The organism is Bradyrhizobium sp. IC3123, from assembly GCF_020193625.1.
Classification (GTDB): Bacteria; Pseudomonadota; Alphaproteobacteria; order Rhizobiales; family Xanthobacteraceae; genus Bradyrhizobium; species Bradyrhizobium yuanmingense.
In genome coordinates this window covers 182,438-195,241 of sequence record NZ_JADYVF010000012.1, presented here as the reverse complement: position 1 = coordinate 195,241, position 12,804 = coordinate 182,438, and the positions used below count along the sequence as shown (strand labels likewise).

The 12,804-nt window shown below is 59.1% G+C and carries 8 protein-coding genes and 2 pseudogenes; 5 read left to right on the top strand and 5 right to left on the bottom strand.

Annotated features, from left to right (window positions below):
- The first annotated feature begins 191 nt into the window (after window positions 1-191).
- Window positions 192-443, top strand: coding sequence for a DUF7662 domain-containing protein (locus I6F20_RS30305; protein ID WP_225129206.1), 252 nt, complete (start codon window positions 192-194; stop codon window positions 441-443).
- 51 nt (window positions 444-494) lie between these two features.
- Window positions 495-1,211, top strand: a complete 717-nt coding sequence (locus I6F20_RS30300) for a hypothetical protein (protein ID WP_225129204.1) — start codon at window positions 495-497, stop codon at window positions 1,209-1,211.
- 466 nt (window positions 1,212-1,677) lie between these two features.
- On the opposite strand, the pseudogene I6F20_RS38475 reads toward I6F20_RS30300, so the two are convergent.
- Window positions 1,678-2,254, bottom strand: a pseudogene (locus I6F20_RS38475) (HdeD family acid-resistance protein); the annotation flags it as partial.
- Window positions 2,255-3,196: 942 nt separating this feature from the next.
- Here I6F20_RS38475 and I6F20_RS30290 point away from each other — a divergent pair.
- The 3 genes from I6F20_RS30290 (at window position 3,197) to I6F20_RS30280 (ending at window position 6,038) form a co-directional block, all read left to right on the top strand.
- A complete protein-coding gene (locus I6F20_RS30290; RefSeq protein WP_225129201.1) occupies window positions 3,197-3,766 on the top strand; it encodes an inclusion body family protein in 570 nt (189 codons plus the stop codon).
- A gap of 376 nt (window positions 3,767-4,142) precedes the next feature.
- Window positions 4,143-4,595, top strand: coding sequence for an AidA/PixA family protein (locus tag I6F20_RS38470; protein WP_225129200.1), 453 nt, complete (start codon window positions 4,143-4,145; stop codon window positions 4,593-4,595).
- A gap of 669 nt (window positions 4,596-5,264) precedes the next feature.
- Window positions 5,265-6,038: an outer membrane protein gene (locus I6F20_RS30280; RefSeq protein ID WP_225129257.1), complete on the top strand. Its 774-nt coding sequence runs from the start codon at window positions 5,265-5,267 to the stop codon at window positions 6,036-6,038.
- 1,178 nt (window positions 6,039-7,216) lie between these two features.
- Here the strand turns inward: I6F20_RS30280 and I6F20_RS30275 are convergent.
- From I6F20_RS30275 to I6F20_RS30260, 4 genes and pseudogenes are all read right to left on the bottom strand, one after another.
- A complete protein-coding gene (locus tag I6F20_RS30275; RefSeq protein WP_225129198.1) occupies window positions 7,217-8,290 on the bottom strand; it encodes a ribonucleotide-diphosphate reductase subunit beta in 1,074 nt (357 codons plus the stop codon).
- Window positions 8,281-10,224 carry a ribonucleoside-diphosphate reductase subunit alpha gene (locus tag I6F20_RS30270; protein ID WP_225129196.1) on the bottom strand — a complete coding sequence of 648 codons (1,944 nt, stop codon included), beginning with the start codon at window positions 10,222-10,224 and terminating at the stop codon, window positions 8,281-8,283. The genes I6F20_RS30275 and I6F20_RS30270 overlap by 10 nt, the downstream gene beginning before the upstream one ends.
- Before the next feature lie 383 nt (window positions 10,225-10,607).
- Window positions 10,608-10,754, bottom strand: a pseudogene (locus I6F20_RS30265) (IS5/IS1182 family transposase); the annotation flags it as partial.
- 430 nt (window positions 10,755-11,184) lie between these two features.
- Window positions 11,185-11,826, bottom strand: a complete 642-nt coding sequence (locus I6F20_RS30260) for a GNAT family N-acetyltransferase (protein WP_225129255.1) — start codon at window positions 11,824-11,826, stop codon at window positions 11,185-11,187.
- Window positions 11,827-12,804: the final 978 nt, after the last annotated feature.

Sequence of the window (12,804 nt, the reverse complement as noted above, 5' to 3'; positions counted from 1 at the left end):
GTGAATCGCACTAAGAGCGAGCATGGAACTCACAACCCAATCAAAGGCCCGGACGCGGTGCTCGACATGATGTCGCGGCGGCGTCAGTGCCGCTGCGAGCGAAAACCGACAAATATCGGACAAAATCCGCAATTGGTGACGAAAAGTCCGGATTGGCTATATAGTATGAGATCGTTGGATGGGGGAGCCCGATGTCGATCTATAACCCTTTGAGAGACAAGCTGGTCGCAAACAGCTCTGCCTCGCTCAAGACGACCTTTGCCGATATCGAGATGCTTATCGGTCGCTCCCTCCCGAAATCGGCGTATGAATATGATGCGTGGTGGGCCAACGAAGACCCCGTCAAAACTAATCACAGTCACAGCCTTGCGTGGACAGTTCCGGGGTATCAAGCCGAACCAAATCGATTGCAGCGGACAGTAACATTTCGGCGCAGGGGGTAGCATTTTCCGCAAAAGCGAATGCCTATGAACCTGGTCGCTCGAGGATGCGTCGTGAATGAAAATGATCACGCGACACGACTAAGCCCGTATCGACAAGATATGATATTTCTTATCGCAGTAGCCTCTCTGGCGGGAGCGGTAACTGCTGGGGTGATGGTGAATATCTCCGTCGGCAGCAGTGTGGGGTGGATTGGCTTCGTGGGTACCATCGTGGGCAGTGCCATTAGCTTCGGCGCTGTCACCCACCACGATAACAGGCGCCAGAAACAAGAGATCAAAGCCATGCGAGCAAGTCTCTACGCTGAGATCGTCGATCGAGTTGCACGATGCGCCAACGACTACATAGAGCCGTGGAGGGATTGGGGCACGAGGAAGATTGCAAGTGAAGACGCCAAATTCCTTCCGTCACTCCCACTCGTGTTGCCTGCTGTTGCGGGAAAACTCGGACTGCTCGACGCCGAGATACTGCTGGCAGTGACACAGTTCTATTTTCGTCTCTCGGTTCTAAGAGACGCAATCGAGCTTGTTTCTGGAGAGCCCGACACAAGCGAAGCAATCCGCTTGCAGCGCATTAAAATAATCCAACGACGATTTCTTAGTTGCTTCGCTCCGGCACTCCGTTCACTGACATTGCTCGATGTGCCGGACTGGGAGCAGTTTGATTGCGAAGCCGCCAAGGTGTACCCTCACCTAAGAAAAGAAGCGGGTGATTTGCGCGTGATACTCGAACGATTTGCTGCGTCAGCGGCAAAGCAAAACATCGTTTGAGACGGAGATCGCAGAGCTTGCGGCGGAAGTAGAGTACGGGCCGTTTCTGACCGCATAGTGCTCTGGCAATCATCTGCTTAGCTGGCGTCGCCATCTTCTCGACAGAGCGTTCGATGATCGCGGTCTCGAGTCGCCCGTGAAGAATTCGGAATCGATTGATCTGTCGCTGTGATTTGGCGTGAGTATATTCGATTCAGTAAAGGTCGGCGTGGGCCAAGCCGCTTGCCACAGCGTTATCGGTGAACTGAACTACCGCACTCGTGACAGGCTGACTGGAGACATAGAAACCGTGAGCTGCATATCCAAGTATGAGATTGTTGCCGAGCGAGAAGTTCGTTAGCGCAGCAAATGCAGTCTCAGCGGGTGAGGCTGCACGCTCCAAGCTGTTATTTTCGTGCATGTCTTTCTCCTTCGAAACCAAGGGCGCCCGGCAATTACGCGACGATCGTGACTTCACGATGGGACTGCGGCGTAGGCCGAAGCTGACTCCAATCCAGCTCGCGCCCGCCACGATTAGATCGGCGCCGAGAAACAGGCCCAGAATATAAACACTGTTTATCGGCCAACGCGCTAAGATCAACGATCCAATCAGCAGAGTAATGACGCCGGATATCGCCAGCCAGGATCGGGGCGTTGCGCGTTTGATGCTGAACGCCAGGATCAGGCGCATGATGCCGGCGGCGACCAGCGATGCGCCGAGCGCCAGCGTAAGCAGCACAGCGGCGAGCGTAGGATTATCAAATGTCACAAGCCCCGCGACGATGTAGAGCGCATCCAAAGTAGAGCGCACCCAAAAGAGCGCATAGCAAGAACTTGCCCCAGGTCTTAACCTGGAAAGCATTGATCGTTTCGGCAACGCCGGCGACGATCATCATCACGCCAACTAGCACCACACTCGCCACCGTCGCGAGCGCAACGCTACCAAGCGCCACGAAGCCAGTGATCAGATAACCTACGCCGAGGGCGAAAACCCAACCCCACTTCGTTAGCGAAGCGGTGCCCGGACTAGCTCGAAGCCGCGCGATATCAGACGAACTTGTCATGGAGGTCTCCGGTGCCAAAGCTGCGCCGCAGCATGGCGCGCCTAGCCATCGCTTTGTTGCGATTAGGGTTGAGCTTGCGGGTCGTTGCGAGCAGCCGACTCAGTGTGCCCATCAATCTATATGCTCGCCTGCTGGGTGCCATCCGCATCGTGACCTCCTCTCTTCGGGCTTGGACCGCATCCCAGGACGCGGGAGGACCACATTACTAAGCCCGGCGAGGCGGTGTCGTAGGCCAAGCAATTGGCGTGCCACGTTTTGCGAGCCGCGCGTCGAGAGCGAACTAGCTTCTTCGTGACGCGATCGTGAAATCGCGGCCGTTTGTGGCAGCTTGCCGCCAAACGTCTTAAGTCCGACGCGCAGGAACGACAACATAAACATCTTGCGCGTGGCGGCGATTGGCCTAACTGCATTCTCGAGGGGGTGGTATGCGCGCCCACACGACGGGGTTGGACAAACACGAAGACCGAAAGCTGTCATCCATCCGATACATTACCCTCCTCGGAGCCACTGGTTACAGTACTCCCATGGCTGAGCGCTCCAGAATCGAGATGGGGAGTGACGACGCCCTCGACATCGTGAGGCTTCTGCCCGTGTTGCATAGTGCCTGTGGTGAACGAGCCCCCTATCGAGTGTGGGAAAGAGGAAACAGTTGTGGGCCGGATGGCTGATTGCTCTCGGGAAATTATCGCGGTCCGCATTGGTCGATTTTAGACATGCGACATGGCAGCTAAAGCGCCATCCTGTCGCTCTCCAAGTGATTCCCTCTCCTTTGGCACGGCAAATGCAGGTCTCCTGCAATGCGCGCGGCCTGAGGAGAAATCATCCTATGATCACGCGAATCGGCCGCTCACGAAAGCTCAAGCCTACTCGGCGGCCGCAGCCAAATCCTGATGAACCGGTCGAAGCAGCGCAATCCAACAAACGGCGTTATCAGCCATCGCAATGGTCTACGGCGATGGGTTGAGCTCGGCGAAAGCCGAACATTCCTCTTTGCAATGGAGAGGCATCATATCCAGAGTCACAGACGTTCTTGTTGCCTTTGATACGGAATCCATTCTTCAGAAGTACTCGAATCCGAGCAAAAGACCGGACAGCCCCACTCTCATTGATTTCCGCCATGTCTACATGATCACAAATCAGGACAACGTGATCAGTGGGCAAGCGGGCGGCGAGCTCGACCTGAAGGCCCAGGTCGGGGATTTGATTCGTTGGCGCGAGACCAGCCTCTCCCTTGGATTCGAGAAGTCAGTGATCTTCTACCGCTTCATCGGAAACGTAGGAGACGAGCTGATCTCGACGCCGACCCCGCGGAAGGCGGAGGCCTCGTTCGCGCATCCCAATCCTAGCAATCCGTCCGTGCCGACATGTCAGACGATCGCCAATTACTATTGGTCCTCGGAAACTTTGGCTATCGGACGAGTTACCTACCATTTCAACTTCATGGTCGTCGATCGCAATTGCAGCGCGCTGGGATACTTTTCGTGGGATCCGTTCATCAGCATCCACAATTGATGCGGATGATCATCAAGGCGTCGAAGGAACCGCGCAGCGGGGAACGGCCATGATCCCACCCCCCTCGACTCCGAGGTGGCATAATATGGTCCGGAGGCGTGCCGACCTCACCCATCGTCCCTGGCGGATCGGCCTTCTCGACAGCTGTCGCTTTTTTCGCGTCGCTCTCGCAATGGGACCGATCCGCCGTCAGCACCATCCAGTTCGGTCGGCCCAAGCACTTGGCAAGCTCCGCGGTTGCCGAGCATCCCACGGTCGGGAGGAAGGGAAACAGCAATGGCCAAAGACAGACCCTCAACCAAGAGCCAGCGCTCCGAGTCTCACGTTGCCGTTCTCATCATCGTCGACGCCGAGACGCTGCTGTCACGGTATCCGAATGTCAGTCTCTCCTGATGCGCCCGTACGCGTCCACAGTGAGCATCTCTATGTCCTGGCCGCGCGCGATGGCGGGCCACTCGGGAGCAATGACGGCCATCTCGATCTGGCCGTCAGGCCTGGCGTCCGTCTGCGCATCCGTGGAAATGCCCTGGCCTTGAGAGGAGAGCATATCGTCGTGTTTTATGGGATCGCGCAGGAACACGCTGATGTCCTTTCCCCCTTTGAGCTTGTCTTGCGCCGAGCCTTGACCGTCGCGACGCCCAACTTCGAGAATTTGTTGCAGCCGGGCAACCAAAGCATCCACGACCATTTCTGGCAGAGCCAAGTGCTGGCCGATGGCGTGGCGGCTTGCGATCTGAACTTCATGGTCTTGAACAAGGCCTGCTTGGTGCTGGGATACTTCCGATGGCGTCTCCAGATCAACATCTCGGGTCTCAGGGAGGTGCCGTAGTCGGCCGCTCCGAGCGCGGTCGTTCAATCCCGAACTCGGCTGGGAGTTCTGTGAGAGCTCCTGGAATAGCCAGTTCTCGGGATGTCGCTCGGCCCGTTTCGCGGCTCAAATTTTATGTATCGACGAGGGTACAGCCCGTGATCGAGAAGGCCAGCCGCAGCAAGAAATTCTTGACTCTTAACTCGATGCGGCGCCGCCGAGCCTTATCGCTGGCCCCTACACACGCCTCCGTCTTACTGCGGATGCATCGTCCGCCCGGAACGAAGTGGAGGAATGCGGCTCGTCCGTCGAAGCTTCGCCGTAAGCGGGAACACTTGCATCCAATGGCCGACGAACGGTCGATACGGCCGGAACGAGGACACGCGGAGCAGCTGCAATCAGGAAACTGACTCGCTGTCGAGGCTGACTCTTGTCATGCTGATGTGCTCGAAGGGCGCGCAGGAGGGGTAACCGCGATTAGACATTTTCGGGTCATGCCACTTAATCAACAGTCGGCGGACAGCATCCGCGACCGACCCGACATGCACTTTGCCCATCGACCGGCCGCTCAGGCGGCGCTTGCGACCCCGTCAACTACCAACCCTTGCAGTTGATGGAGGTGGCGGAAACGTGCCAATCGTCGTCAATACCCCGTCGGGGGCGTCGAATTCGAAACTGGGGTTCAGAAGAATGAAAAAATTGCTGGCGGGCACGGTAGCCCTCATCGCGCTGGCCGCGCCTGCCGCAGCCGCTGATCTGGCTGCGCGCTCCTACGTCAAAGCGCCTCCGGTGGTCATTCCGATCTATGATTGGAGCGGCTTCTACGTCGGCATCAATGGCGGTGGCGGCTCTGCGCATCAGTGCTGGGACGTGGTCAACGCCGGCGGCGTGGTCGTCGCTCCGCCCGTTGGCATGGGGTGCCATCATGCGACGGGAAGCACGGTCGGCGGTCAAATCGGCTACCGCTGGCAAATAGCGAACTCGGTGTTCGGTCTGGAGGCGCAGGGCAATTGGGCCGATTTCAAGGGCTCCAACGCGAACGTTGCTTTCGCAGGCGTCCGGGATGACTCCACGCTTGATGCATTCGGCCTGTTCACGGGCCAAGTCGGCTATGCCTGGAATAACGTGCTGCTCTATGTAAGAGGTGGGGCTGCAGTCGTCCGTGACAAATACCGGGTCTCCGATTTTGCGACGGGGCTCACTATCGACAACGGCAGCGAAACTCGTTGGGGCGGCACGGTAGGGGCGGGCCTTGAATTTGGCTTTGCTCCGAACTGGTCCATCGGCGTTGAATACGACCACCTGTTCATGGGTCGTCGGGATGTGGATTTCTTTTTTTCACCCGGACTCGTGGGTGTTCCGGTGGGCACTTTTGCAGGGACTGCCCGTATCGGTCAGGACGTCGATATCGGCTTGGTCCGTGTGAACTACCGGTGGGGTGGCGTGATCGCCACGACCTATTGATCGATCTTCGCCAAAATGGCGCGGGTTCGCACCAATATCTGAGCCGCATCGCGGCATAGAAACCTTGGCAACAGGGACTCGCATCAATGGCGCTATCGGCTTCTTGTCGGTACATCGGCTCGAGCTGGTTAGGCGTGGTTCAAAGGAATCTGGCTGATCTGGTTATGACGCAGCGCCACGGCGAAGATCGCGGCGAACTCAAGCGTGCTGCCGTGGTCGAACGCCAGCCGCTTAGTGGCTGGCTGCGCCGATTTCCCGGCCCCGTGCCTCCACCTGCATCACCGTCGGCTTTCCGGCCGTCGGAGAATGATGAGGCAAAAAATAGTTTTGTCGACCGTCGTAGTTAACCCGGCCCTCGCTTAGGGAGACACAGGTCATCGATTACAATCGTTCCGGTCGGCCGCACTGGCCACCTCGGACGAAAGGCCGACGAGCGGTCGAAGCGGCGCTCGTGCGAGGGTGGGACATAACGTCGACGACGTGATGGCTTGCGTCATCGTCGCTGCCGATCTCTGCGCCCGATCAGCCTGCCGAACCCCCGCTGGCGCGGATCAATTGGGAGCGCCTCGGAGAGCGGATGCAAAATCTCCAGAGGTGGATCGGCAGCGCTGAAGCGGAACTCTTGTGCTAGGACAGAAACGCGGCTGTCATCCGAGCCGCATTGCCAGCGTCTGCTCGTAGTAGATCACCTCCGCGAAGCCACGGCCGAGGAAGACCGTCAGTGGGTCGGCGACGAAATCAAGCGCGAAGGGGGATGAAGAACAAATCGGTTTGCCTGATCCGACCGGGCTGCAATGAAGATGCCCCCCTTTGACAGGGTTGCCCTCTTTACAACTTCCGATTGCGTGATAGTAATCCCCTCTAGCCCTACGAGGGGGGCGGCCGTGGCGATCATCGAGAACATTCGTCTGCTCAAGGGCGTAGCCGTGTTGCGCTGATTTACTTCATGAGACCCACCTCACCGACCTGCGGAAATACTGTAAACCCTAGCCGCCATCAGCAATGGAGCGCATGTACCGGCTTAACCCAACAAACCATCTGTGTGTCCGGTTTTGTCGCGCTGCAATCAAGACGCCACGATGAGGAGGTCCGGTTCTATGCCTTTGTCATGCTGGCGGGTGACGGCGACGACTACCGGCGCCTGCCGCTGTCAATGCCGCTAGCATGAATAAAATGGGCTAGATACGGCCGAAAGTCGCCCACACCCCGTCTTCGCCGTCCCAGCTGCCGCGGCTCGCCGCCTTGGAGTACTCCGTGGCGCGCTGCTCGAAGAAATTGGCGTGCTCGACGCCATTGAGAATCTCGACGAGCCACGGCAGCGGATGCGCCTTGAGCTGGGTGAACCCGCCCTCCTTCGCCTCGAAGAAGCCGAAGACCGGGGCAATCCGGAGTTGGGCCAGTCGCCAGTCGGCGACGTAGCGGACGTAGGCGTGGATATGCCCAGGCAGCATGCCCTCGATCTTGCCAAGACCGAAGGCGAGCTCGACGAAGTTCTCCTCCAGCTTCACCATGGTCTTGGCGACGTCGACAATGTCGTCGCGGACGGAGCGCGTCACCGCGCCGGTTTCGCGGTGCCATTCGTGAAATAGCTTGATGATGCCCTCGCAGTGGAGACTCTCGTCGCGCACTGACCAGCTTACGATCTGTCCCATGCCGTTCATCTTGTTGTGGCGTCGGAAGTTCAGCAGCATGGCGAAGCTGGCGAACAAGGCCATGCCTTCGGTGAAGGCGCCGAACATCGCCAGGGTACGGGCGACATCCGCCACGCTGTCGACGCCGAACTCGTGCATGTAGTCCGCCTTGGCGCGCATCTGCGCATAGCCGCGGAATGCCTCGAACTCGGTCTTAGGCATACCGAGCGTCTTGAGCAGCAGGGCATAGGCGTCGATATGAACCGTCTCCATGTTAGTGAAAGCGGCCATCATCATCTGGACGGTGAGTGGCTGGAAGAGCGGAATGTACCGCTTGAAATAGTTGTCGCCGACCTCGATGTCCGACTGAGTGAAGAAACGGAAGATCTGGGTGAGCAGCGCGCGCTCGCTGTCGGTGACGCGGTCCGAAGCCCAGTCGTTGAGGTCGGCGCCGAGCGGCACCTCCTCGCCCATCCAGTGGGTCTGCTGCTGGCGCTTCCAGAACTCGTAAGCCCAGGCATAGCGATCGACGTCGTAGCTGCCGGTCGAGTCAAGGAGGCCGACGCGTCCCTTGCCGATCAACGTGCGCGGATCGGCGCGCGACAGATCGATCACTGACATGCGAGGCACTCCTCATAGTCGGTGCGCTGCCGCGCCGGCTGCTGCGTCGGCGTTGCATCCCCGGCAATCTTGCCGGCGAACGCCGCGCGCGAGATCGACTTTGATCGACAGTAGTAGAGGCTCTTCACCCCACGCTTCCACGCCGTCCAGTGCAGCATGTGGAGGTCCCACTTATCGACGTCGGCCGGCAGATAGAGGTTGATCGACTGGCTCTGGCAAATCAACGCGGCGCGGTCGGCGGCAAGCTCGACGATCCAGCGCTGGTCGATCTCGAAGGCGGTGCGAAAGATCGCTTTCTCGTGCTCCGACAGGACGTCGAGATGGGCGACCGATCCGTCGTGCGCGATGATCGACTCCCAGGTCGCCGAGGTGTCGGCGCCTTTCGCGGCCAGCACCTTAGCGAGGTGCGGATTGCGCACCGAGATGGCGCCGGATAGCGTCTTGTGGGTGTAGATGTTGGCCGGGATCGGCTCAGTGCAGGCGCTGGTGCCGCCGCAGATGATGCTGATCGAGGCGGTCGGCGCGATTGCGATCTTGGGGCTGAAGCGCGCCATCACGCCGCGTTCCAGGGCATCCGGGCACGGGCCACGCTCGCGAGCGAGCGCCACGGATGCCGCATCGGCATCGCGACGAAGTTTTCGGAACATGTTCAGATTGAATGACTTGGCCAGGGTACCCTCCATTGGAATGCCCTTGGCCTGGAGAAACGAGTGGAAGCCCATGACGCCGAGGCCAACGGAGCGCTCGCGCAGGGCGGCGTAGCGGGCACGCTTCATTCCGTCCGGCGCCACCGTGATGAAGTGCGTGAGCACGTTGTCTAGGAAGCGCATGACGTCCTCGATGAAGCCGGGCTCCTCATTCCACTGGTCCCAGGTCTCGAGGTTGAGCGACGACAGGCAGCACACCGCGGTGCGCTCCTCGCCGCGATGATCGATGCCGGTCGACACGGTAATCTCGCTGCACAGGTTGGAGGTCGAGACCTTGAGGCCGAGCTCGCGCTGGTGCTTGGGGAGCGCACGGTTCACGGTGTCGATGAACAAGAGATAAGGCTCGCCGGTCTGCAGCCGGTTCTCAAGGATGCGTTGCCACAGCTGGCGGGCATCGATCTCGCGGACAACCTCGTTAGTCTTCGGGCTGCGCAGAGCGAATGCGGTGCCGGCGCCCACGGCACACATGAACTCGTCGGTGACGTTGATGCCGTGATGTAGGTTGAGGCTCTTGCGGTTGAAGTCACCAGACGCCTTGCGGATCTCGAGGAACTCCTCGATCTCGGGATGGTGGATATCGAGATAGACCGCCGCCGAGCCGCGCCGCAACGAGCCCTGGCTGATCGCCAGCGTGAGGCCGTCCGTGACGTGGATGAACGGGATGATGCCCGAGGTGACGCCGCCCCTCGCCTTCTCGCCGATTGAGCGAACATTACCCCAGTAGGTGCCGATGCCGCCGCCATTGGAAGCAAGCCAGACGTTCTCGTTCCAGGTGCCGACGATGCCTTCGAGCGAGTCCGACACTGAGTTAAGGAAGCACGAGATCGGAAGGCCGCGCGTCGTGCCGCCGTTGGAGAGCACCGGTGTGGCCGGCATGAACCACAGCCGAGACATCGCATCATATAGACGTTGGGCATGCGCAACATTGTCCGCGAAGGCGCAAGACACTCGGGCGAACATGTCCTGGAGGCCTTCGCCGGCGAGCAGATAGCGGTCGGTCAGCGTCAGCCTACCAAACGAGGTCAGCAGGTCGTCGCGCGACCGATCGAGCGAAAGGTCAGACGGAGTTGGCGATCGCGCGGGGGGCCTCGGCAGGGGAGCCGGCAATGCTGGGGGCTGCACAAGACGCAGTTCAGGTGTGGTAGGCTTTGCCTGCGCTGAGGGCTGCCGCACACTCGGCAGCTCAATGAGATGACCATACTGATCGAAATCGTAAGACGCCGACATCGGCAACCCCGTGATATTTGGGGGCTGGGACCGTGCGGACGACTTGCGAGGAGACCCGGCCAATGTCCTCGGCTGCAAGCGACCCACCGGGCACCCCGCCCGAGGACATGGGTTCTGTCGCGGTAGGTTTCCTGGCTCGCGGGTCTTCCCAGCGCTGTCGCGCTAATGCCTCGGAATAGCCGCTGCCGGCACAATGGGTTCCCCTTAACTCCGTGCCACCATATATGCGAATTGAAAACCAAGACGACACCACATATAGAAGCCGTTGCCCAGACTCGTCAAGACGGCACAGTCAAGTTAACCAGTTGGAGCAGCCCCGAGGTCGAGGTTCGAAATTCGCCGAGCGCCTGTCCTGAGAGCCTCACTCAAAAAGCATAGATGTCTCAAGGCCTGGCCAATCGGCGAGTTAGGAGCCTCAGATGGGCGACGATCGGCCAGGCGAGCTCGGTAGCGGCGGAACCTTCGAAGTCTTTGCAGAGATGCCGACATCTGCCGAGCCACGCAAAGGTGCGCTCGACGACCGAGCGCCTGCGATCGGCCAAGATGTGCTCAAGCCTTTGGAAGTGGCGTCGCAAATTCTCCAACAGGGGAACAGCAACCCTGGACATCCTGAATGTTGGCATCGATCGGTTCGCGGTCCGCGAATTGAGTTGGGCCGGATCGGGTTTCGGTAGCCATACGCGTGTCGCCATTCATCGCTTTCTGTGGCCCTTAGATCAAAAATTGTCTGGAGCCCGACCGCAATCGATGCAGCCGCCCGTGGCAATGTCCCACGCTTAGTGGATTTGACCCCGCCAGCTCTCACATCAGACGTGCCAACTTTGCCGAAGAGGCGATTCGTATGCTTTTCGCAGGCCGGGCGAGCCGCCTCACGTGCTCAGTTGTCTGGCCGCGAACATAAGCCGTCCTGACCGAACGCGGTCATGTCAGGTTATTGGCAATCAATCCTAACGGGATGAGCTATGCTTGAGTCTGGGTGGAGAGCCGATCCGGCGGCGCGGCCTTGCTGGGTGGGAATGAAGCCGTTCGCAACATTGGCGTGAGCGGCGGCGACGAACCGTGTTGTATCTCACCAACGACCTTGAAGCCGTGACGTTGGTAAAAGGGAATGTTTTCAGGGTTCGAGCTTTCGAGGTAGGCAACAATGCCGTCCTCATCGCATCGTTGAAGGGCGTAGTTCATCAGCAACGTGCCAAGCCCTTTTCCGACCCAGTTCGGATCGACGGCAATGAGTGGCAGATACCAATGTGGCTCGTGGGGACGATGTTCGGCCATTCTCCGCCGCAAGTGTGCCATATCCTCGGTAATCTCCGGGCGCAGGGATAGCGCCATGATTGCATCCAATGCCTCCTCATCTTGCTGCACGTTGGGAGGCAGCCACAGGGCCGCGCCACGAATCTCTCCCGCGACGTAGGCTGTGCCATGTGCAAATGCTCGGCCCCCACAGGCGTCAATGAACTGAGGCATGCTCCTAAGGTATTGCCCTGGGTCAGGCCAACTCCAACGCATCAACGGATCCGCGGCAAAGCCGAGCACAATGGTCCAGACAGTGCTTGCACGAATGTTTGCGTTCGCAGATCTGATATCTGATTCCTCTGTCATGATGCCGTTTTCGGGGCTCTGTTTTGGCATTGGCCTTCCAAGGAGGAGCATGGCATCGACGCGTCTGACGGTGAGCGGAATGGATGCACCGACGGGGACCCGCCGGGTGCATTTGGTTTCCTTCCGAGATCTCCGCCTGTCTCAGACGGCTGACGTTGACGGCCACTTCGGACGAAGGCTCCTTGGTCGGCAATGCTTGGATCTACATATTCCTGGCGAGCTTCTGCGCTTCCACGCCCTATCTGGAACCCGCCCCGCCCTTCCCAAAGGAAGCTCCGACGTTCTCAAGGTCGACACGGTTCGGCAGCCTGCAACCGTCCGCGAAGGGAATGACATGAGGACGCCTTTGAGATTGCAAGTGCGAAGAAGTCAGGGCATGGCGAACATCGGGCGATGGCTGCCTGAACCGGGCTCCGGCACGAGCAAACAGCTAGCCAAGTGTCGCGCGTCGAGGTCCAGACTAGGCAAGGAATCATCACCTCGTCTCGTATTGAGCGGTTCTCGTAAGTTTCTTGGTCAAAACACATACTAAGTGCGAAACCTCCATTGCCAACGTCGTGTCCGCGGTCACCGGCAGAGAGAGCTTTCGTCTGCGAGACTCATATGCGTAGTACAGCGGCTTTCCAATTATCGCATGCTGTCCGCGCTCCTTGATGTTCTTGTGTCCAACAACTCTCGGCGCATCATCGCCGCGATTCGCGATTGTCGGATCAAGGCAACGCGACTGGATACCACGACGCTGCCGCCGTCGACCTACTAAACAACGCAACTTGGGATCGCGCGAGAGCTTTCGTGCCTTGATTGATCGTCAGGCGTGTCGATCGCTCGCACAACGGCGTTAGCTCTATCGAGCGAAAACGTTGCTGTCGTGCCGTCGTCGAACTTGACGCCCAGGTCAGTTGTATCCGCCGCGATCCTTGCGATAGTGGGAAAGACAGCAGGCTGGCGTAGTTGCGCGAGTAATTCTCGTAAAAGAGG